Origin of the sequence: Bradyrhizobium sp. Cp5.3, assembly GCF_000426265.1 — a bacterium.
GTDB classification, from domain to species: domain Bacteria; phylum Pseudomonadota; class Alphaproteobacteria; order Rhizobiales; family Xanthobacteraceae; genus Bradyrhizobium; species Bradyrhizobium neotropicale.
On the sequence record NZ_AUFA01000051.1, the window covers coordinates 16,122 to 36,790 of the forward strand.

The window sequence follows — 20,669 nt, forward strand, 5'->3', positions numbered from 1 at the left end:
GCGTTTTCCCCTCAACTTCTCTTCTTGCCGCCGCCATTTCGGCGCTGCGTTCCCTTGGAAATCCGCTTGGAAATCCCCCTGGAAATCGCGTCGAACCGAAGGCGCTTGACTGCCGTCGGCCTTTAACACGGAACCCCCGGTTGCGGAACGCGACATTGGCATGACGGGCCCGTACGAAAGTCGCATGTCCCCTCGAGGACCGGCTCAGACCGCAGCAATGACGCTCTTGAGCTGGTCCCGGACCTGCCCCGCGATGGCGCGGTAGATCGCCGCATGGGGGCCGTCGGGCTGGCTGTCGACCAGCGGATTGCCGGCATCCGATGTGGCGCGAATCGCCATGTGCAGGGGGATCTCGCCCAGGAACGGTACTCCAAGCTTCTCGGCCTCGTGCCGCGCGCCGCCATGGCCGAAGATGTCCGACCTGGTGCCACAATGCGGGCACTGGAAATAGCTCATGTTCTCGACGATGCCGAGCACGGGCACGTTCACTTTCCTGAACATGGCGAGCCCGCGCCGCGCGTCGATCAGGGACAGGTCCTGCGGGGTCGAGATGATGACGGCGCCCTTCAGCGGCACGTTCTGCGCCAGTGTGAGCTGGGCATCGCCCGTGCCCGGCGGCATGTCGACCACGAGAACGTCGAGCGTGCCCCATTCGACGTCGCGCAGCATCTGCGTCACCGCCGACATCACCATCGGACCGCGCCAGATCATCGCGGTCTCTTCCTCCACCAGGAAGCCGATCGACATGATCGCGAGCCCGAAGCGCTTCAGCGGAATCATCTTGCGCTCGGCGTTGAGCTCAGGCTTGTCGCGCAAGCCGGTCAGCCGCGGCATCGAGGGGCCGTAGATGTCGGCATCGAGCAGCCCGACCTTCAGGCCGAGATCGCGCAGCCCCAGTGCCAGATTGAGCGCGGTGGTCGACTTGCCGACGCCACCCTTGCCGGAGGCCACCGCGATCACGGCGGCGATGCCCGGAATCTCTGATTGCCGCGACATCGGCGAAGTGCCGCCCTGCGGTGGCTTGTGGGCATGGGCCGGCTGCACCCCCGGCGCTCCGCGGCTCGGCGGCGGTGCGCTGCCCGGCTTGCGCTCGGCGGTCAGCGCCACCATGACCGTGGTGACGCCGGGAATGGCGCGCACGGCGGCCTCGGCCTCGGCGCGAACCGGCTCCCAGGCCCGCGCCTCGGCGGCCTCGACGTTGATCGAGAAGAACACCTTGCCGTCGGAGGCGCTGATCGCGCTCAGCACATTGGCATTGGTGAGCGCGACCCCGCGCGGCGATTTGATCCGGCCGAGGCTGTCGAGAACCTGTTGCTGCGTCACGCTCAAAGCGCATCTCCTGAAGTCAAGATGTGCCCCATTAGAGCGGAAACGCCCAAAAGGCTACTGCCTGCCGATATCGTCAGCCATCTCGGCGGGCGCCGCCGTGCCCTGCTCCTTGGCCGCCTCGTAATTCAGCTCGATCATCACCCCGTTGGGGTCGTGGACGAAGATCTGCCAGAGATCACCGCCGGGCACCTGGCGGGACTCGAACTTCATGCCCTTGGCCGTCAGCCGCTGCTTCATGCCATCGAACCCGCGGCTGACGAAGGCGACATGGTGGACAACGCCGGAATCCGGCTTTTGTGGCTCCGCGGTCGGAGAAATATCGACGAGGTGCACCACCGGCCTGCCCTCGCTGTACATCCAGGCCCCCGGAAAGGCGAAATTCGGCCGGGCGCCGTTCTCGAGACCCAGCACGTCCTCATAGAAGCGGACCGTCTCGGCCAGCTTCCGGGTCCGGATGTTGAAATGGTCGAGGACGCCAACACTTACGCCCATGCCTTCGCTCCCTTTTTCAGGTTCTTGTTCTGCCACATTAGCACAGGGGGGCGCCAAACGAAGCCGTTGCCCTCCCGGCGCGAGGGTTTATGGTGCGCCCGATCCGCCTTCCCTGGCGGAACCTAAAGACACGCCGGCTGGCGCCCCTCGCCCGGCAACAACCGTAAAACCCAAACTACGGACAAGGTACCACACATGGCTAAAGTCGCTTTCCTCGGTCTCGGCGTGATGGGCTTCCCCATGGCCGGACACCTCGTGAAAAAAGGGGGCCATGAGGTCACCGTCTACAACCGCACGGCGGCCAAGGCGAAGGACTGGGCTGACAAGTTTGGCGGCAAGACCGCAGCCACCCCGAAGGCCGCCGCCGAAGGGCAGGATTTCGTGATGTGCTGCGTCGGCAACGACAACGATTTGCGCGCGGTCACGATCGGTCCCGACGGCGCCTTCGCCGGCATGAAGAAGGGCGCGATCTTCGTCGACCATACCACCGCCTCCGCCGAGGTCGCGCGCGAGCTCGACGCTGCCGCCGCCAAGGCCGGCTTCAAGTTCGTCGACGCGCCGGTCTCCGGCGGCCAGGCCGGTGCCGAGAATGGCGTGCTGACCGTGATGTGCGGCGGCGCCCAGGACGCCTATTCCGCCGCCGAGCCGGTCATCGCGGCCTATGCGCGGATGTGCAAGCTCTTGGGACCCGCGGGCTCCGGCCAGCTCACCAAGATGGTCAACCAGATCTGCATCGCCGGCCTCGTCCAGGGGCTTTCCGAGGGCATCCACTTCGCCAAGAAGTCCGGCCTCGACGTCGCTTCCGTGATCGAGGTGATCTCCAAGGGCGCCGCGCAGTCCTGGCAGATGGAGAACCGCTACAAGACCATGAACGACGACAAGTACGATTTCGGCTTCGCCGTCGAATGGATGCGCAAGGATCTGTCGATCTGCATCGCGGAAGCCCGCCGCAACGGCGCCAACCTGCCGGTGACCGCGCTGGTCGACCAGTTCTACGCCGAGGTCGAGAAGATGGGCGGCAAACGCTGGGATACGTCGAGCCTGCTCGCGCGCCTGCAGCGCTGATCTCGAACTTATCGGGCCCCTCTTGCTGATCGCGATCGCCGCCATCTTCGTTCTGGTCTATGCGGCGATCGCGCTCGAGCACCCCCTCGGGGTCAACAAGAGCGCGACCGCGCTGATCGGCGCCGGGCTGCTCTGGTCAGTCTATGCGGCGACGATCGGCGACCACGCCATGGTCGGCCATCAGCTCGACGAATCCGTCGCCGCCACGGCGCAGATCGTGTTCTTCCTGATCGGGGCGATGACCATCGTCGAGGTGGTTGACGCCCACGACGGTTTTGAGGTCATCACCTCCCGCATCAGCACCACCAGCCAAGTGAAGCTGATGTGGCTGGTCGGCTTCGTGACGTTCTTCCTCAGCGCGATCCTGGACAATCTGACGACCACCATCGTGATGGTCTCGCTGATCCAGCGGCTGATCGCCAGGCGTGACGACCGCCTGCTGTTCGCCTCCCTCATCGTCATCGCCGCCAATGCGGGCGGCGCATGGACCGTGATCGGCGACGTCACCACGACCATGCTGTGGATCGGTGGACAGGTCACGCCGCTGAACATCATGGGCGCGTTGTTCATGCCCTCGCTGGTGAACCTGCTTGTGCCGCTCGCAGTCATCAGCCTTGCAGTAAGGGGCAAGACCATCGCGCCCCCGCCGAAGGAGGACAGGCTCCAGGGCGCCAGCCTGTTCGAGCGAAACCTGATGTTCTTTCTCGGGCTCGCCACGCTGATCGCTGTGCCCGCCTTCAAGGCGGTCACGCACCTGCCCCCGTTCATGGGCGTGCTGCTCGGGCTCGGCATCGTCTGGCTGGTCGGCGAGATCGTTCATCGCCGCAAGGACGAGCATGTGCGCCAGCCGCTGACGCTGGCGCATGCGCTGACGCGGATCGACATGAGCGCGATCGTGTTCTTCCTCGGCATCCTGCTCGCGGTCGCCTGCCTCGAACACGCAGGCCTGTTGACGATGCTGGCGAGGTCGCTGGAGGCGACGATCGGCCGCCAGGACATCATCGTGGTCCTGCTCGGGCTTTTGAGCGCCGTCGTCGACAACGTGCCGCTGGTGGCAGCGACCATGGGCATGTACGACCTCGGGCAATACCCGCCCGACAGCTTCATCTGGGAGTTCATCGCGTATTGCGCCGGCACCGGCGGCTCGATCCTGATCATCGGCTCGGCCGCGGGCGTCGCCGCCATGGGCCTCGAGCGGATCGAGTTCCTCTGGTACGCCCGCCGCATCGCGCCTCCCGCGCTTGCGGGATACCTGGCCGGCGCTGCGGTCTACATCGCGCAGCATGCGGCACTGCATTGAGCGGCCGGGCGCGTCAAAAATTAACGCCCCGTTAACGTAATTCTTTAGCTCCTTAAGTCAGCTCTTAAGGATTTGTTGCCAGAGATAGACAATGCAGAAGGCCCGCCTCCGTGTGGGCAGGAATCGTTGTTGTTCGATGAGTAACCCCGCTGAAAAGCCCGAGGTTGTGCAGCTTCCGGCCGAGCCGGTCAGCGTGCCATCGGCGAGCAGTCGCCGGGCTGCCTTGCAGCGGGTGCGCGAGGCGCGCGACAAGTTAACGTCGACCAGCGGAACCCGGCCGGCCTTCGACGCCGAGCTGCTACGCCAATATGCCCAGACGCGGCTGTCGGCCTCCTACGTCGTGCTGCTGCTGGTGGTGGCGACCGGCGTGCTGTTCGGACTGTGGATGCAGCCGATTCCGGCCGCGGCCTGGACCTGCGGCATGATCTGCATCCACGCGGCGATGATCCGCAGCTGCCGGCGGTTCCTGGCCGAGCCGAGCACGCCCGCCGCGACGCGCGCCTGGCGGACGCGCTTCGTCGTGCTCGACCTGCTCTACGGCCTGTGCTGGATGGCAATCCTGATCCATCCCGTGCTCGACATGGTCACGGAAACGCTGATGATGTTCCTGATGCTGCTAGTGATCGCAGTGTCGAGCATGCTGGCCGCCAATCTGCCGATCGCAGCGGTTGCCGCGACCGCTCCCGTCGCAGTCGCGATGGCCTTGAGCTTCGTGATGACCGGCTCGCTCGACAACTACATCCTGGCGACGCTCGCGCTCGCGGCCGAAGGTTATTTCGTGCTGCTGGCGCATCGGCTGCACTCCTCGACCTTCGCAACGCTCGAGGCGCGCGCCGAGAAGGATGCGCTGATCGGCGAGCTCGAGCAGGCGAAGGCTATCTCGGACGAGGCCCGTCACCGCGCCGAGTCCGCCAACGTCGCCAAATCGCGTTTCCTCGCCCAGATGAGCCATGAGCTGCGCACGCCGCTGAACGCGATCCTCGGCTTCTCCGAGGTGATGAAGAGCGAGATCTTTGGCCCGCATCAGGTCGCCGTCTACAAGGAATATTCCGCCGACATCCATAATTCCGGCGTGCACCTGCTCAACCTCATCAACGAGATCCTCGATCTGTCGCGGATCGAAGCCGGCCGCTACGAATTGAACGAGGAAGCGGTGTCGCTGGTCGGTATCGTCGCCGACTGCCATCATTTGATGAAGCTGCGTGCCTCGAGCCGCGGCATCACCATTCACGAGGTGTTCGAGCAGGCCATGCCGCGGCTGTGGGCCGACGAGCGCGCGATCCGCCAGGTCGTGCTCAATCTGCTCTCCAACTCGATCAAGTTCACCCCGCAAGGTGGCGAGATCTGGCTCAAGGCGGGTTGGACCGCTTCGGGCGGACAGTATCTCTCGGTGCGGGACTCCGGCTCCGGTATTCCCGAGGACGAGATCCCGGTCGTGCTCGCCTCGTTCGGCCAGGGCTCCAACTCGATCAAGTCGGCCGAACAGGGCGCGGGCCTCGGCCTGCCCATCGCCAAGAACCTGATCGACCTGCATGGCGGCACGTTCACGCTGAAATCGAAGCTGCGCATCGGCACCGAGGTGATCGTCACCTTCCCGCCGGAGCGCGTGATGAGCGCGCTGGCGCCGCTCTCGGAGGATTCGCCGCCGCTGCAGCCGGAAACGTCCGCCGTATCCGACGAGAAGCGCCGGCCGCGCCACAAGCCGATCATGAGCGCCGGCACGGGCTCGTAAAACAGATGCTTGCAGACATGCCCGACGATCCCTCACTATGTCCGAATGAGCAAAGACACGCCGTGCGTCGCCGTCTGTATGATCGATCCCAAGACCAAATTGTGCTTCGGCTGCGGCCGCACGCTGCCGGAGATCGCGCGCTGGCACGCGATGGAGCGCGCGGAGCGGCTCGCGGTGATGGCGCAGCTCGCGGCGCGCATGGCGGAAGCCGGACTAGCGCCGATCGCGGGATCGTCGCGGCGCGCTTGACCTGCGTGCGCGCTTTCGGAGGCGCACGATGATCAGGTTCCTGCTCGTTCTCGCCATGCTGGCCGGCACCGCCGGCGCCGTCGTCGCCTATGGCGATCCCGCGCAGATCGCGCGCGCCAGCCACAAGGTCTCGCACATTTTCCGCGCGCAGACCGCGGCGCCCGCTCCCGCCGTGCAGATCCAACGCGGCCAGGGCGGCGAATTTGCGCTGCGGGCGAAGATCAACGGCATCGCCGCGCCGATGGTGATCGATACCGGGGCGACCTCGGTGGTGCTGACCTGGGAAACCGCAAAGGCGATCGGGCTGCCGCTCGAGATGCTCGAATATGACGTCGACCTCGAGACCGCAGGCGGTCACACCAAGGCGGCCCGGCTCACGCTCGACCGCCTCGCCGTCGGCCATCTCGTCGAGAAATCGGTGCCGGCACTCGTCGTGCAGCGCGGCCAGATGAAGACCAATCTGCTCGGCATGAGCTTTCTCGACCGCCTGGAGAGCTGGGGCGTACGTGCCGACACGCTGATGCTCACCGGCTATCCGGAGCTGCAGAGCAGCCACCGCCGCGCGCGCACGGCGCTCGACTAGCCGAAATACCAGCACGCCGCGGCCACCGCCGGCTTGCGCCCGCAGACGCGCACCGGCTGCACAGTCATCCATCAACCTCGATGCCCACGCCGTGCCGAAAAGGCGCGGGTGTGGTTCTTCCGCTATTTACAAACCGCCCAGTCGGTTTATAGAGAAGGCATCCCGGATCGGGTTGGACCAGCGCTGCTTTCTCGAGGGAATGCGGCCAAGTGGGAGATTGAGAGTGATGACCGCCAGAGCCGCCTTACGCCGCACGATGTGCGCCCTGCCCTTTGCCGCGGCGTTTGCCGCGAGCAGCGCCAGCGCCGCGGACCTGTCGCCGCGTCAGGCGGCGCCCGCCTACACGGCGCCGCAGCCGGTCTATTCCTGGACGGGCCTCTATGCAGGCTTGAACGCTGGCTATGGCACCAGCACCGACGACGCCTTCAACAATCTCGTCGGCACCAGCGGAGGCAAGGTCAAGGGTGCGTTCGGCGGCGTGCAGATCGGCTACAATTATCAGCTCTCGCCGATGTTCGTGGTCGGCATCGAGAACGACTTCGAGGGCGGCGACCTGAAGAACCACGACGCGGTGAACAGCGCCGCGGTGAGCCTGCCCTGGTACATGACCGGCCGCGCCCGCGCCGGCATCGCGACGATGGATTCACGCCTGCTGTTCTTCGGGACCGCGGGTCTTGCCACCGGCGAACTCAAGGACGGCAGCCTCAACAAGATGAAGATGGGCTGGACCGCCGGCGGCGGCGTCGAGTGGGCGTTCCTGCCGAAATGGTCGGCCAAGGCCGAATATCTCTACACCGAGTTCAAGCACGACAATCTGCCGGACTGGAACGCGGCGAAATTCCACACCTTCCGCGTCGGCGTGAACTATCATTTCGACCTGTTCCGCTGATCGGCGATGAGCGAAGAGCCGGGCTCGCGCGCCGGCTCTTCACTAAAGGTGCATTACGCAGCCGCCTCGGCCGGCACAGCACCGCCGATGCGGGCAATGGCATCGCGCAGCACGCTGACGCCCGCGCCCGGCTTCACGCCCCGCTCGGCAAGATGACGACGGAAAGCACGCGCGCCAGGCACGGCGTGGAAAGCGCCGACGAAATGCCGCGTGATCGCGTGCAGCCGCGTGCCGCGTGCAAGCTGCTCTTCGATATAGGGCATCATCGCTTCAAGCGCGTCCTGCATGGTCGCATGCGGCGCAGCCTCGCCGAAGATCTCGGGATCGACCGAGAGCAGCCGCCACGGCTCCTGATAGGCGGCGCGGCCGAGCATCACGCCATCGACATGGGCACGATGCGCCCTCGCCTCGTCGATGCCGGGGATGCCGCCGTTGATGATGATCGGCACATCCGGCATCGCGCGTTTCAGACGATAGACGCGATCGTAATCGAGCGGCGGGATGTCGCGGTTCTCCTTCGGCGACAATCCGTTGAGCCAGGCCTTGCGGGCGTGCACGATCAGGGCATCGGAGCCCGCCGCGACGACGGCGCGCGCAAGCGTATCGAGCGCGACTTCCGGATCCTGGTCGTCGATGCCGATGCGGCATTTCACGGTGACGGGAATAGCGACCGCGCGCTTCATCGCATCGACGCATGACGCCACGAGCTCCGGCTCTGCCATCAGGCAGGCGCCGAAGCGGCCATCCTTCACGCGATCGGACGGACAGCCGACATTGAGATTGATCTCGTCATAGCCAAAGTCCTCGCCGATCCGCGCGGCCTCGGCGAGCTCGCGCGCATCCGAGCCGCCAAGCTGCAGCGCCACCGGATGCTCGACCGCGTCGAACCCGAGCAGCCGTTGCCGGTCGCCGTGAATGATGGCGCCCGTCGTCAGCATCTCCGTATAGAGCAGCGCGCGCCGGGTCAGGTGACGGTGGAACACCCGGCAATGCCGGTCCGTCCAGTCCATCATCGGAGCCACAAAAAAGAGATAGTCTTGCGATTTCAATGATTTACCTTATGCTCTCAATGGGATGAACCCGGAACATGTGCACTCCAAACTAGCCGAAATTGCACACGTTTGTACCTGTTTTGACCTCTCAGTGCACACGTAGCGCACACGAATTGGGGAGTGCACACGGCCGTGGCTAGCTTCACTCAATTGCCTTCTGGGAACTGGCGCGTCCAAGTCCGCCGCAAGAACCGCTACGTGTCAGAGACCTTCCGCCGACGCAAGGACGGCGAAGACTGGGCGCTCGATATGGAGCGCAATATCGACCGCAGTGGATCACCAAAGCCGCGCGCCGCCGAACTCGCCGGTGACCGCGCGCAATCGATGAAAGTTTAGCTAGCATTTTGAACCGTTCCCGTTTAGTCGATTGTGCCCCGACGAATGAAGTGCGCCCCCAAGCAACGGAGAGGCCGCCTCTCCGGCGCGACTCCTCCCTTTGTCTTGACCGCAGCTCGCAGGATCGGCCAGACATGCACCTCCGCTAATGAGAGGCGCTGTCAGCTCCCAAGTCCTAAGCGAATCCTTGTCCTTGCGGCGCCATCCTTGGACCGCAAAAGCATCAGCCTACACTTGCCTTCAATAGATTTTTCTGGATCTCCCGGTGCACACTTCGTGCACGCACCACCTTCTAATCGATTGAAAGACTTGATCTCTCGCTCCAATCCATCCTTGGCCAATTCGGGCAAGCCTCAGCTCAATAGCCGACACCCCAGTCGCAAACGGTCTAAGAGTTTTCAGCCACCGTCCGTTAAATTCAGTTCCTTCGCGATCCATCTTGTAAAGGTACGGACGGAGCGTCGATGCTTGGCTTGTGGAGGACAGACAAGATAGTGCTCGACATAAGACGGATCGTTCGCACGCCCCGCCAGCGGAGCGACCAATCTGCCGCTTGCAAGTTCGCGCTCGGCAAATCGTGTTGATTCGAGGGTCACACCGAGACCATCGACGGCTGCGGCAATCGCCATAAAACTGCGATCGAACCGAAATCCACCCGGACTCGGCGCCGAGAGACCGTTGGTCGCGAACCAGCCATTCCAACGAACACGCTTTTGCTCGCTTTCAATCAGCGGGAGCTTCAGCAGGTCAGCGGGTTCTCGGATGGCACCGGCAAGTGATGGGGCGCACATGGGACGTATGATTTCCTCGCCCAGCGGCAGGACAACCATACCTTCCTGGCGCGGCGGTCCGTAACAAATATCGACGTCGAACTCGTCATTGCGGAAATGAGGGTAGTCGGTCCCAGCGGCCAACCTCACTTCCAGCTCGGGATGCTTTTCGATCAGCCCGCGCAGCCTCGGCATCAGCCATTGTGCCGCCAGGCTCGGCGCGCAATGGACCCGCAAGAGATTGGACGAGCGCGCGCTGGCAACCTCGAGCCCGTTCCTGAGCTCATCAAAGGCTCCGGACACGCGCCGCAACAGCTCCTCGCCGGCCTGATTGACGAGCATTCTGCGTCCATCACGCTCGAACAGAAGCGTTCCGATCTGCTCCTCGAAGTCTCGGATCGCGTGGCTGACCGCGCTCGGCGTCAGCCCGAGCTCGCTCGCAGCCGCGCGGAACGATCCTGTGCGTGCGGCCGCCTCGAAAACCCGAAGGGCGCGGAGTGGTAGCGGAGCCATGCGTTAGGTGAGCACGATTCAACTATTAGTGCAATTTTCGCGTATATTCGTATCCATTGGCCTCACCCATAGTCCCTCCAATCGAAACAAAATTACTCGGAGGGAATATGCTTCTGGCGGGCAAAACCGCGATCATTTCCGGCGCGGCTGGTGCGCGCGGCATTGGCTTCGCAACTGCAAAAACATTCGCGGCCCAGGGCGCGCGGGTCGCCATCCTTGATCTCGACGGCACCGGCGCAGTCAAGGCAGCCGCCGAACTCGGCAAGGATCATCTCGGGCTCGCCTGCAACGTCACGGACAAGGCCGACTGCGAGCGCGCGGTGGCCGAGGTGATTGCGGCGTTCGGCCACGTCGACATCCTCATCAACAATGCCGGCATCACCCAGCCCGTGAAGGTCTGGGACATCACCGCCCAAGACTGGGATCGCATCCAGGATGTCAACCTGCGCGGCGTGCTCTATCTCTCGCAGGCGCTGATGCCGCACATGCGTGCGCAGAAGTCGGGCTCGATCGCCTGCATGTCCTCGGTCTCCGCACAACGCGGCGGCGGCATTCTCGGCGGCGCGCATTATTCGGCTGCCAAGGCCGGCGTGCTCGGCCTCGCCAAGGCGATGGCACGCGAGCTCGGCCCTGACAACATCCGCGTCAATTGCGTCACGCCCGGGCTGATCGTCACCGACATCAACATCGGCAAGATCCCGCCCGAGAAGGAGAAGGAAATTCTCGCGGGCATTCCGCTCAGCCGCCTCGGCCGGCCGCAGGATGTTGCGAACATCTTCCTGTTCCTGGCCTCCGATCTCTCGGCCTACACGACTGGCGCTGTGGTCGACGTCAACGGCGGCATGCACATCCACTGACGCTGCGAGAGATCAGCCATGGCCGGTACCAACCTGCGAACCAATGAACCCGCGCTGGCGGAGCGCGCCTACCGCATCCGCCGCAATGCGCTTCGCATGGGCGAAGTCCAGGGCCAGGGCTACATCGCCCAGGCCCTCGACATCGCCGACGTGCTGGCCGTCGCCTACTTCCACGCGATGCGCTACCGCCCCGAAGATCCGACCTGGGAGGGGCGCGACCGCTTCCTGCTGTCAAACGGCCACTACGCCATCGCACTCTATGCCGCATTGATCGAGGCCGGGATCATTCCGGACGCGGAGCTCGAGACGTACGGCTTTGACGAGAGCCGGCTTCCGATGTCCGGAATGGCCTCCTACACGCCGGGCATGGAGATGTCGGGCGGATCGCTGGGGCTTGGCCTGGGCATCGCCGTCGGCATGTGCCTGGGTCTGAAGCGCAAGGGCTCCGCCAGCCGCGTGTACACGCTGTTCTCCGACGGCGAGCTCGACGAAGGCTCCAAGTGGGAAGCCATGATGTCGGCGGCGCATTTCGGGCTCGACAACCTTATCGCAATCGTCGACGTCAACAACCAGCAGGCCGACGGCCCCTCCAAGCAGATGATGGGCTTCGAGCCGCTTGCCGACAAGGTGCGGGCGTTCGGCTGGTTCGTGCAGCGCATCGACGGCAATGACCTCGATGCCGTGGTCGCCGCGTTCGATGCCGCCGAGAAGCATGAAGGCGCAAGGCCGCGCATGATCATCGCGGACACGATGATGGGCAAGGGCGTACCGTTCCTGGAGGCCCGCGAACGCAATCACTTCATGCGCGTCGATCCACACGAGTGGCAGCTTGCCCTCCAGGCTCTTGAAGACGGGAGGCGCGCATGAAGGCGGCCGACAAGACGATGACGACGCCATCCGCCGCAAAGCCGCGCCTCACCACCTCGGCCATGATCGCGTCGATCGCCGCCGAAGGGCAGCGGACCAAGCCGGCCCCGTTCGGCCATGCGCTCGTCGAGCTTGCGCGCACGCGCCAGGACATCGTCGGCATGACCGCCGACCTCGGCAAATACACCGATCTCCACATCTTCGCGAAGGAGTTTCCGGACCGCCATTATCAAATGGGGATGGCCGAGCAGCTCCTGTTCGGCGCCGCCTCCGGCCTCGCAGCGGAGGGATTCACCCCGTTCGTCACGACCTATGCGGTCTTTGCGGCGCGCCGCGCCTACGACTTCATCCACCAGACGATCGCGGAGGAGGATCGCAACGTCAAGATCGCGTGCGCCCTGCCCGGCCTCACCTCCGGCTACGGACCGAGCCACCAGGCGGCGGAAGATCTGGCGCTGTTCCGCGCCATGCCGAACATGACCGTGATCGACCCCTGCGACGCCTTTGAGATCGAGCAGGTCGTGCCGGCGATGGCGAGCCATCAGGGCCCGGTCTACATGCGCCTCTTGCGCGGACAGGTGCCGCTCGTGCTCGACGAGTACGGCTACAAGTTCGAGATGGGCAAAGCCAAGCTGCTGCGCGACGGCGCCGACGTGCTGTTCGTATCTTCGGGACTGTTGACCATGCGCGCGCTCGAGGCCGCCAGGCAGCTCGAAGCCGACAAGATCCAGGCGGCCGTCCTGCATGTGCCGACCATCAAGCCGCTCGACACGGAAACGATCGTCGAGGCATGCCGCAAGGCCGGACGCCTTGTCGTCGTCGCCGAAAACCACACCGTCATCGGCGGACTGGGAGAGGCCGTCGCGACCGCGCTGATGCGTGCGCGCGTCCATCCCCTCTTCCACCAGATCGGCCTGCCCGATGAGTTCCTCGCGGCGGGCGCGCTACCGACATTGCACGATCGCTACGGCATCTCGACGGAGGCGATATGCAGTGCCGTCAAGAGTTGGCGGTGAAAACACCGCCTTCCAAGCCTCTACAACAATAAAGACACAGACACAGGGAGTACGAAATGACCAAGGTATCCAAGAAGGGCCTGAGCCGACGAACCGTGCTGGCCGCGGGCGCATCCATTCCGCTGGTAGCAATCCTCTCGCGCGGCGGTGATGCGGCCGAGTTCACCCTCAAATTCGCCACCGGCCAGGATCCGTCGCATCCGGTCAACAAGCGGGCGCGCGAGGCGATCGACCGCATCAAGGAAGCAACAAGCGGGCGTGTCGAGATCAACCTGTTTCCGGCGAACCAGCTCGGCTCCGACACCGACCTCCTGGGCCAGATCCGAAACGGCGCCGTCGACTATCTGAACATCGGCTCCTCGGTTCTCGCAACGCTCGTGCAGACCGTCGGCATCGTCAACACCGGCTTCGCTTTCTCCTCCTATGACGAGGTCTGGAAGGCGATGGACGGCGATCTCGGAAAGTTCGTCAAGGGCGAGATCGAAAACGTCGGCGTCCTGCAGATCGGCAAGTCCTGGGACAACGGATTCCGTCAGCTCACCTCGTCCACGCGCGAGATCAAGACCCCGGACGATCTCAAGGGCTTCAAGATGCGCGTGCCGGCCGCCCCGATCCTGACCGGCCTGTTCCAGGCGCTCGGCGCCGGACCTACGCCGATCAACTTCAACGAGGTCTATTCGGCGCTCCAGACCAAGGTCGTCGAAGGCCAGGAGAATCCGCTCGCGATCATCGCGACGGCGAAGCTCTACGAGGTGCAGAAATATTGCAGCCTCACCAGCCACGTCTGGGACGCCTACATCATCCTCGGCAACCGTCGCTCCTTCCAGCGCCTTCCGGCCGACGCCCAGGACATCGTCACGCGCGAGTTGAACAAGGCGGCCGACGCCGAGCGCGCCGACATTGCCGCGCTTTCGAAATCGCTGCGCGACGAGCTGTCGGGCAAGGGTTTGCAGTTCGTCGAGGTCGACAAGGCCGCGTTCCGGAGCACGCTCGGCAAGACCAGCTTCTACAAGGATTGGCGCGCGAAGTTCGGCGACAAGGGTTGGGCGCTGCTCGAGCAGACGGTAGGCAAACTCGCATGAGTACCGAACCGCTGGCTGGAGAACTGTCTTCGTCCGCGCCGGGGATCGCTGCACCGCTCGACAGACTGCTGGCGCTCGTCACGGAGCCGCTGGCAGCTGCCGTGGTCGTTGCCGAAATTCTGGTCCTGCTGACGGGCGTCATATCGCGCTTCGTCTTCAACCATCCGCTGACCTGGTCGGACGAACTCGCCTCGATCATGTTCCTGTGGCTGGCGATGCTCGGCGCGGCGATCGCGCAAAGACGCGGTCAGCATATGCGCATGACCGCTCTTGTCGGCATGTGCTCGGGCCGCTTGCGCGGCCTGCTCGAGGCGGCCGGCACCGCCGCGCCCGCGCTGTTCCTTCTGCTGATTCTCGGCCCGGCGTACAATTTCACCGAGGACCAGACCTTCGTTCATACGCCGGCGCTGGGCCTGAACGACGCTTTCCGGGCCGCCGCATTGCCGGTCGGCGTCGGGCTCATGCTGGCGGCGAGCCTGGTCCGCTGCGCCGATCGCGGCTGGCGCGACGTGGTCCTTGCCATCGTCGTCTTCGCCGCGCTGGTTGCCGCGCTGCATGTGCTCGGCCCGTGGATCAACGCGATCGGCAACTGGAATCTCGTCATCTTCTTTGCGGTCCTGCTCGGGCTCGGTGTGCTCGCCGGCGTGCCGATCGCGTTCTGCTTCGGCCTGTCGACCGTCTCCTATCTCATGTTGACCACGACCACGCCGCTCGAAGTCATCCCGGGCCGCATCGACGAAGGCGTCAGCTCGTTGATCCTGCTGGCGGTGCCTCTGTTCATCCTGCTCGGCTACCTCATCGTCATGACGCGCATGTCGACCGCCATGGTGAATTTCCTGGCTGCGCTGGTCGGTCATATCGAGGGCGGGCTCGCCTATGTGCTGCTCGGCGCAATGCTGCTGGTCTCGGGCATTTCCGGTGCCAAGACGGCCGACATGGCGGCGGTCGCCCCGGTGCTGTTCCCGGACATGAAGAAGCGCGGCATCCACGAAGGCGAGCTCGTATCGCTGCTGGCGGCGTCGGGCGCGATGGCCGAGACGATCCCGCCGTCGATCGTGCTCATCATCATCGGCTCGGTGACGGGCGTCTCGATCGCGGCGCTGTTCACCGGCGGCATCTTGCCCGGCATCGTGCTGGCGCTGGCGTTGGCCCTGATTGCAAGGCGGCGCATGGTGGAGCGCAAGGGAGTGGAACGCGGGACAACGAGCCCAACCACGATCGGCCGCACCTTTGCCATCGCCGCGCCGGCCCTGATGCTGCCCATCATCATCCGCGTCGCCGTGATGGAAGGCGTGGCGACCGCGACCGAGGTCGCCACGATCGGCATCGCCTATGCGATCATCATCGGAATCCTCGTCTATCGCTCCTTCAACTGGCGCGAGCTCTATCCGGCGCTGGTCGGCACTGCAGCCCTCGCGGGAACGATCCTGTTCATCATCGGGGCCGCGACCTGCATGTCCTGGGCCTTGACGCAATCGAACTTCTCGCATGCGCTTGCGTCCACCCTGGCGCAGGCTCCCGGCGGCAAGCATGGCTTCCTGGTCGGCTCCATCGTGCTGTTCATCGTGCTCGGCAGCGTGCTCGAAGGCATTCCGGCGATGGTGCTGTTCGGCCCCCTGCTGTTTCCGGTCGCCAAGCAGCTCGGCGTCCATGAAGTGCACTATGCGATGGTCGTTATCCTCGCCATGGGCATCGGCCTGTTCGCACCGCCCTTCGGGCTCGGTTACTACGCCGCATGCTCGATCGGCCGGGTCGATCCGAACGCAGGCCTGAAGCGCATCTGGAGCTATCTGGCAGCGCTGGTGGTCGGACTGCTCATCGTGGCCTTCGTTCCCTGGATCTCCACCGGTTTTCTCCCGTAACGCGCCCGATGCGGGCCTGAGTGCTGCGGCGCCGGCCCGGTCACGCCGCATGAAGATGGTGCTTGCCTATGTCAGATGATGTCTCCGTGATCTCCGCCCCTGCGCTTGCCTCAAGCGAGATCGGCAAGCGTCAGGCCGACGCGATCCGCTTTCTGGCCGTCGATGCAATCCTGAGCGCCGGCGAAGGCCACCAAGGCGTTCCGCTCGGCATGGCAGAGATTGCGACCGCGCTGTTCACGCGCCACCTGAAATACAATCCGAAGGATCCGCTCTGGCCCGATCGCGACCGTTTCGTCGTCTCGAACGGCCACGGATCGATGCTGCTCTATGCACTGCTCCATTTGACCGGTTACGAGAAGATTTCCCTTGCCGAGGTGAAGTCCTTCCGCGAGCTGGGCTCGCATTGCGCTGGCCATCCCGAATACGATCCTTCCGCCGGCATCGAGACGACGACCGGTCCGCTCGGTCAGGGCATCGCGAATGCCTTGGGCATGGCCATCGCCGAAGCACGGCTTCGGGCACGTTTCGGGTCCGAAATCATCGACCATATGACATGCGCGTTCGTCGGCGACGGCTGCCTGCAGGAAGGCGTTGGCCAGGAAGTCATTTCGCTTGCCGGACATCTGCGCCTCGGCCATCTCGTCTTTGTCTGGGACGACAACAGCATCACCGACGATGGCGCCACCTCGCTGAGCATCTCCGAGAACGTGGCCGAACGCTTTCGCGTAGCCGGCTGGCATGTCGCGGAGGTCGACGGACACGACATCGAAGCCGTGAGCGAAGCCTTCGCCACCGCAAGAAGGGACGATCGTCCATCGCTGATCGCGTGCCGTACGACGATCGCCAGGGGCATTCGCCGGCTCGAAGGCCAGCGCGGCGGACATAGCGGCAAGCTTTTTGCGACCGACCGCGAGGACATGGCGGCATCGCGGGGCTGGCCGGCAGCGCCCTTCACCTTTCCAAACGACATTGCCGCCGCCTGGCTCGACGCGGGTGCCCGCTCGCGCGGCGAATATGACGCCTGGCAGCGACGCGTTGCGACGCTGAACAGCGCCGATCGCGCCGCTTTCGAGCGCGCTTTCGGCGGTGTCCTTCCCGGCGATTGGCGCGACATCACCTCCGCTTACAAGGCGCGTTCGATCGCGGAGCGAAAGCCGGCCTATTCCATCGAGACCTCGGGCGAAGTCGCGAGCGCACTCTATGATCTCGTGCCCGATATCATGACCTGCTGCGCGGACCTCGAAGCGCCGACCAACCACAAGCGGCAGCTTGAAGCCTTCACGGCCGCCAATATCGGGGGACGCTATGTCCACTGCGGAGTCCGCGAACATGCGATGGGCTCGCTCGCCAACGGCATGGCGGCCCATGGCGGCGTGATCCCGCTGGCCGTGACCTACCTTGCCTTCGCCGACTACGAGCGCCCCGCGATGCGGATGGCTGCCCTCATGGGCCTGCCGGTCAAATTCGTCTTCAGCCACGACTCGATCGGGATCGGCAAGAACGGTCCCACCCATCAGCCTGTCGAGATTCTCGCTTCGCTGCGGGCCATGCCGAACATGCTCGTGCTACGGCCGGCCGATGCCGCCGAGATGGCCGAATGCTGGGAGATCATGCTCGAGCATACGACCGGTCCCGTGTCCCTCGTGTGCGCCCGTCAGCAACTCGAGCAACTGAGATCCGGCACATCGACGGAAAACCAGACCCGACGCGGAGCCTACATCCTAGCGGAAGCCGACGGGCAGCGCCGTGTCACGCTGCTCGCCACCGGCTCGGAGGTCGCATTGGCGATGAACGCGCGGACGATCCTGCAGGCGAAGGGAATCCCTACAGCGGTCGTATCCATGCCGTGCTGGGAGCTGTTCGAGCTTCAGGATGCAGGCTATCGCTCCTCGGTCTTGGGGACCGGCACTGTGCGGGTCGGCGTCGAGGCTGCGATGAAATTCGGCTGGGAGCGTTGGCTGGGCGATAACGGCGCCTTCATCGGGATGACTAGATTTGGCGCATCAGGCCCCGCCGACGCGCTGTACCGACACTTCAGGATCACCGCGGATGCAATCGTAGCCGCCGCATTGGCAAATCTCTAATTCGTCACCATCACGAAACTTCCGGGAGAGTCTCCATGAAGGCCGCCGAACCCGCACGCATCGTATTCCTCGACCGCGATACGATGCCGGCCGATATCAGCCCTCGTCCATTTGCGTTTCCGCATGAGCTCGTCGAATTCGGCGCGACCAGCCCCGATCAAGTTGCCGAGAGGATTGCGGGCGCCGATATCGTCATCACCAACAAGGCGCCGATCCGGCTCGCCGAACTGAAGTCGGCATCGAAGTTGCGCCTGATCGCGATTGCGGCAACCGGGTCTGATGTCGTCGATGTCAAGGCTTGCACCGAGCGTGGCGTCGCCGTCTTCAACATCCGCGGCTATGCCGTCAACACCGTGCCCGAGCATACGTTTGCGCTGATTCTCGCGCTGCGTCGGAGCCTGACCGCCTATCACGATTCCGTGCGCGCGGGTCGCTGGGCCGAATCCGGACAGTTCTGCTATTTCGACCACCCCATCAATGATCTCTCCGGCGCCACGCTCGGAATCATCGGCGACGGCGCGCTCGGACGCGCGGTTTCCGACATCGGTCGAGCGTTCGGAATGCGCACATTGTTTTCTTCCTACAAGGGCGCAGCCGGCATGGGCCCGCTCTACACACCATTCGAGGACGTGCTGCGAGAGAGCGATATCATCACCTTGCATGCGCCCCTGATGCCGCAGACGCGCAACATGATCGCGGCAGCCGAATTTGCGTTGATGCAACGCAGGCCGCTGCTTATCAACACTGCGCGGGGCGGCCTTGTCGACGAAGTCGCGCTCGGCCAGGCGCTTCGCTCAGGCCAGATCGCCGGTGCCGGTTTCGACGTCGCGACGGTCGAGCCCCCACAGGCCGATCATCCGCTCATGCAACTGGTCGGCTTGCCGAATTTCATCCTTACCCCGCACGTTGCCTGGGCGAGTCGTGAGGCTGTCCAATCGCTCGCCGACCAACTTGTCGGCAACGTCGAAGCATTTTGGAATGGTACGCCGAGAAACTTGGTTGCTTAGCCTTACCGGGCCGGTCGTCAATTTCAGCGCCTCGCCAACTTTTTTTCAGAGCCGGCTCGGCGGCTCCGCCGATCTGCCGCGCCGCTCAGCTTTTCGGTTCGGGCTCAGGCCGACTTCCGTTGATGCCTGACCGCCGGCTTTTTAGCGACCGTAGCCTTGCCGGCTTCTTTCCGGCAATCGGCATCAACATTTCCTTCTGGCCTAGAGCCGTTTTGCGCGGATTCTTGACAGGCATGGCCGCTTCCGCCGGCGCAACTTCCTGACCAACGCTCCGCTGCAACGCTTCCATCAGATCGACCAAACCGGAGGCTCGCCTGCCCAGCTCGTACAGCTTGTTCATGCTAGCTGTGGTGAGATTTTTCTTGATCTCCCGGTGCACACGCCTCCCTCTAACGCTTTGAAACACTTAACCTCTCGCTCCAATCCATCATGGGCCAGTTTGAGCTAACTTTGGCCGGCCTAATCCAAGCTGATCCGAGATCGTCAGCTCTGCCGCCATGACTCCGCTGGCGCAAACCATAGGCTAAATCGCCGTATAACCACCATCGGCATTGATACATGCGCCGGTGATGAGCGACGCTCTATCACTGGCGAGAAAAGCCACGACCTGAGCAATCTCCTCGGGCCGGCCGAGGCGCCCCATCGGCTGCCGCACCAGCATCGCCTGCCGAACCGCTTCAGGAAGCTGGCCCAGTAGCGGTGTGTCAACATAGCCTGGTGAGACGCAGTTGGCCCGGATGGCTTGCCTTGCATAGGTCAGCGCGACCGAGCGGGTGAGATTGACAACCGCTGCTTTCGCAGCCGAATAGGCGTTGCTGTTCTCCTGGCCGACATGGCCGAGGATCGACGCCATATTGACGATGGCTCCGCCGCCCGTCGCCAACATCGCGCCCGCAGCGAATTTGTTGCAGATCGCCACGCCCGTGAGATCGACGTCGATCACGCGGCGCCAGTCCGCGAGATCAAGCTCATGGATCGGCGCCTTGCGCTCGGGAATTCCCGCATTGGCGACGAGGATATCGACCCGGCCAAATTTCGTTACCGTCGCCTGCATCAAGCCGGCAACGCTGCTCTCGTCGGTAACGTCGACACGCTGAAACGCGGTCTCAAAGCCGCTGGCGGCAAGTTCGGCCGCGAGCGCTGCACCGCTTTCGGCGAGATCGCCGAGCACGACTTTCGCACCCTCGATAACGAACAGGCGCGCGATCGCGGCCCCGATTCCGGAGCCCGCGCCTGTGACGACCGCAACCTTTCCCTCTAGTGGCTCGTCACAGTGGTTTTGACGGTTTGATACCGAGCCAATCTAGGATCGGCAAGTTTTCTGGTGGCACGAGGATTTCGATGCTTCTGGGGGCACCGGCTTGACGGCGAATGAGGCCGTTGCGTTCGAGCGTGACAATCATCTGATGGACTGAGGGCGGGCTGACGCCGAAGTGGCGCTGCATATCGGTTTCGGCAGGCGGCCGTCCGAACATGTACGAGTAGGTATAGATGAAGGCCAGGTAGTGGCCCTGCTTTTCAGTAAAGTGCGCGGCGCCTGATTTTTGACTCATCGATCGATTCGTCCCGGGCCTCCGACAGGGA

General features: G+C 64.1%; 20 protein-coding genes and 1 pseudogene. 14 read left to right on the forward strand and 7 right to left on the reverse strand.

Features of this window, described 5'->3' with window-relative positions; translation table 11 throughout:
- Positions 1–204: 204 nt before the first annotated feature.
- Positions 205–1,329: an Mrp/NBP35 family ATP-binding protein gene (locus K289_RS0136110; RefSeq protein ID WP_027555884.1), complete on the reverse strand. Its 1,125-nt coding sequence runs from the start codon at positions 1,327–1,329 to the stop codon at positions 205–207.
- Positions 1,330–1,383: 54 nt separating this feature from the next.
- The gene (locus K289_RS0136115; RefSeq protein WP_027555885.1) at positions 1,384–1,821 is read right to left on the reverse strand and encodes a VOC family protein; all 438 of its coding nucleotides are present in this window, start codon (positions 1,819–1,821) and stop codon (positions 1,384–1,386) included.
- Between the two features lie 195 nt (positions 1,822–2,016).
- Between K289_RS0136115 and K289_RS0136120 the strand changes: the two genes are divergently transcribed.
- From K289_RS0136120 to K289_RS0136145, 6 genes are all read left to right on the forward strand, one after another.
- On the forward strand, positions 2,017–2,886 hold the full coding sequence (locus K289_RS0136120) for an NAD(P)-dependent oxidoreductase (protein WP_027555886.1): 870 nt from the start codon (positions 2,017–2,019) through the stop codon (positions 2,884–2,886).
- Positions 2,887–2,908: 22 nt separating this feature from the next.
- The gene (gene nhaD, locus K289_RS0136125; protein ID WP_027555887.1) at positions 2,909–4,186 is read left to right on the forward strand and encodes a sodium:proton antiporter NhaD; all 1,278 of its coding nucleotides are present in this window, start codon (positions 2,909–2,911) and stop codon (positions 4,184–4,186) included.
- Between the two features lie 136 nt (positions 4,187–4,322).
- Entirely contained in the window at positions 4,323–5,918 is a 1,596-nt protein-coding gene (locus K289_RS0136130; RefSeq protein ID WP_027555888.1) for a HAMP domain-containing sensor histidine kinase, read from the forward strand.
- 45 nt (positions 5,919–5,963) lie between these two features.
- Positions 5,964–6,167 (forward strand): DUF1289 domain-containing protein, encoded by a 204-nt coding sequence (locus tag K289_RS0136135; RefSeq protein ID WP_027555889.1) that lies wholly within the window; start codon positions 5,964–5,966, stop codon positions 6,165–6,167.
- 28 nt (positions 6,168–6,195) lie between these two features.
- Positions 6,196–6,750 (forward strand): TIGR02281 family clan AA aspartic protease, encoded by a 555-nt coding sequence (locus K289_RS0136140; RefSeq protein WP_027555890.1) that lies wholly within the window; start codon positions 6,196–6,198, stop codon positions 6,748–6,750.
- A gap of 226 nt (positions 6,751–6,976) precedes the next feature.
- On the forward strand, positions 6,977–7,639 hold the full coding sequence (locus tag K289_RS0136145) for an outer membrane protein (RefSeq protein ID WP_027555891.1): 663 nt from the start codon (positions 6,977–6,979) through the stop codon (positions 7,637–7,639).
- 53 nt (positions 7,640–7,692) lie between these two features.
- Here the strand turns inward: K289_RS0136145 and dusA are convergent, their stop codons facing one another.
- Positions 7,693–8,688 carry a tRNA dihydrouridine(20/20a) synthase DusA gene (gene dusA, locus K289_RS0136150; protein ID WP_084788857.1) on the reverse strand — a complete coding sequence of 332 codons (996 nt, stop codon included), beginning with the start codon at positions 8,686–8,688 and terminating at the stop codon, positions 7,693–7,695.
- 123 nt (positions 8,689–8,811) lie between these two features.
- On the opposite strand from dusA, the gene K289_RS0136155 reads away from it, so the two are divergent.
- Positions 8,812–9,027, forward strand: a complete 216-nt coding sequence (locus tag K289_RS0136155) for a hypothetical protein (protein WP_084788858.1) — start codon at positions 8,812–8,814, stop codon at positions 9,025–9,027.
- Between the two features lie 398 nt (positions 9,028–9,425).
- On the opposite strand, the gene K289_RS0136160 is transcribed toward K289_RS0136155, so the two are convergent.
- Positions 9,426–10,310, reverse strand: coding sequence for a LysR substrate-binding domain-containing protein (locus tag K289_RS0136160; RefSeq protein ID WP_027555894.1), 885 nt, complete (start codon positions 10,308–10,310; stop codon positions 9,426–9,428).
- A 107-nt stretch (positions 10,311–10,417) separates the two neighbouring features.
- On the opposite strand from K289_RS0136160, the gene K289_RS0136165 reads away from it, so the two are divergent.
- The 7 genes from K289_RS0136165 to K289_RS0136195 all read left to right on the forward strand — a co-directional run bounded on the left by K289_RS0136165 (position 10,418) and on the right by K289_RS0136195 (position 19,085).
- Entirely contained in the window at positions 10,418–11,167 is a 750-nt protein-coding gene (locus K289_RS0136165; RefSeq protein ID WP_027555895.1) for an SDR family NAD(P)-dependent oxidoreductase, read from the forward strand.
- Positions 11,168–11,185: 18 nt separating this feature from the next.
- Positions 11,186–12,034 carry a transketolase gene (locus K289_RS0136170; protein WP_035687131.1) on the forward strand — a complete coding sequence of 283 codons (849 nt, stop codon included), beginning with the start codon at positions 11,186–11,188 and terminating at the stop codon, positions 12,032–12,034.
- Complete coding sequence (locus K289_RS0136175) at positions 12,031–13,050, forward strand: transketolase family protein (protein WP_027555897.1); 1,020 nt, start codon at positions 12,031–12,033, stop codon at positions 13,048–13,050. The genes K289_RS0136170 and K289_RS0136175 overlap by 4 nt, the downstream gene beginning before the upstream one ends.
- A gap of 56 nt (positions 13,051–13,106) precedes the next feature.
- Positions 13,107–14,132 carry a TRAP transporter substrate-binding protein gene (locus K289_RS0136180; RefSeq protein WP_027555898.1) on the forward strand — a complete coding sequence of 342 codons (1,026 nt, stop codon included), beginning with the start codon at positions 13,107–13,109 and terminating at the stop codon, positions 14,130–14,132.
- Positions 14,129–15,994, forward strand: coding sequence for a TRAP transporter large permease subunit (locus K289_RS0136185; protein WP_027555899.1), 1,866 nt, complete (start codon positions 14,129–14,131; stop codon positions 15,992–15,994). The genes K289_RS0136180 and K289_RS0136185 overlap by 4 nt, the downstream gene beginning before the upstream one ends.
- 68 nt (positions 15,995–16,062) lie before the next feature.
- Positions 16,063–18,078, forward strand: a complete 2,016-nt coding sequence (locus K289_RS0136190; protein WP_084788859.1) for a transketolase — start codon at positions 16,063–16,065, stop codon at positions 18,076–18,078.
- Between the two features lie 35 nt (positions 18,079–18,113).
- A complete protein-coding gene (locus K289_RS0136195; RefSeq protein WP_027555901.1) occupies positions 18,114–19,085 on the forward strand; it encodes a D-2-hydroxyacid dehydrogenase in 972 nt (323 codons plus the stop codon).
- Between the two features lie 104 nt (positions 19,086–19,189).
- Here the strand turns inward: K289_RS0136195 and K289_RS0136200 are convergent.
- From K289_RS0136200 to K289_RS0136210, 3 genes and pseudogenes are all read right to left on the reverse strand, one after another.
- A pseudogene (locus K289_RS0136200) lies at positions 19,190–19,395 on the reverse strand (Ku protein); the annotation flags it as partial.
- 213 nt (positions 19,396–19,608) lie between these two features.
- Positions 19,609–20,388 (reverse strand): glucose 1-dehydrogenase, encoded by a 780-nt coding sequence (locus tag K289_RS46395; protein ID WP_051311173.1) that lies wholly within the window; start codon positions 20,386–20,388, stop codon positions 19,609–19,611.
- On the reverse strand, positions 20,354–20,669 hold a 316-nt coding region (locus K289_RS0136210), incomplete at its 5' end, for a LexA family protein (protein WP_371260896.1). The genes K289_RS46395 and K289_RS0136210, both read right to left, overlap by 35 nt.

Bases quoted from the DNA above. Each gene is read 5' to 3' on its own strand.
- K289_RS0136175 (WP_027555897.1), top strand. From the start codon at position 12,031: ATGAAGGCGGCCGACAAGACGATGACGACGCCATCCGCCGCAAAGCCG.
- K289_RS0136180 (WP_027555898.1), top strand. From the start codon at position 13,107: ATGACCAAGGTATCCAAGAAGGGCCTGAGCCGACGAACCGTGCTGGCC.
- K289_RS0136115 (WP_027555885.1), bottom strand. From the start codon at position 1,821: ATGGGCGTAAGTGTTGGCGTCCTCGACCATTTCAACATCCGGACCCGG.
- K289_RS0136135 (WP_027555889.1), top strand. From the start codon at position 5,964: ATGAGCAAAGACACGCCGTGCGTCGCCGTCTGTATGATCGATCCCAAG.
- K289_RS0136160 (WP_027555894.1), bottom strand. From the start codon at position 10,310: ATGGCTCCGCTACCACTCCGCGCCCTTCGGGTTTTCGAGGCGGCCGCA.
- K289_RS0136190 (WP_084788859.1), top strand. From the start codon at position 16,063: ATGTCAGATGATGTCTCCGTGATCTCCGCCCCTGCGCTTGCCTCAAGC.
- K289_RS0136145 (WP_027555891.1), top strand. From the start codon at position 6,977: ATGACCGCCAGAGCCGCCTTACGCCGCACGATGTGCGCCCTGCCCTTT.
- K289_RS0136195 (WP_027555901.1), top strand. From the start codon at position 18,114: ATGAAGGCCGCCGAACCCGCACGCATCGTATTCCTCGACCGCGATACG.
- K289_RS0136130 (WP_027555888.1), top strand. From the start codon at position 4,323: ATGAGTAACCCCGCTGAAAAGCCCGAGGTTGTGCAGCTTCCGGCCGAG.
- K289_RS0136140 (WP_027555890.1), top strand. From the start codon at position 6,196: ATGATCAGGTTCCTGCTCGTTCTCGCCATGCTGGCCGGCACCGCCGGC.
- K289_RS0136165 (WP_027555895.1), top strand. From the start codon at position 10,418: ATGCTTCTGGCGGGCAAAACCGCGATCATTTCCGGCGCGGCTGGTGCG.
- K289_RS0136170 (WP_035687131.1), top strand. From the start codon at position 11,186: ATGGCCGGTACCAACCTGCGAACCAATGAACCCGCGCTGGCGGAGCGC.
- K289_RS0136120 (WP_027555886.1), top strand. From the start codon at position 2,017: ATGGCTAAAGTCGCTTTCCTCGGTCTCGGCGTGATGGGCTTCCCCATG.
- K289_RS0136185 (WP_027555899.1), top strand. From the start codon at position 14,129: ATGAGTACCGAACCGCTGGCTGGAGAACTGTCTTCGTCCGCGCCGGGG.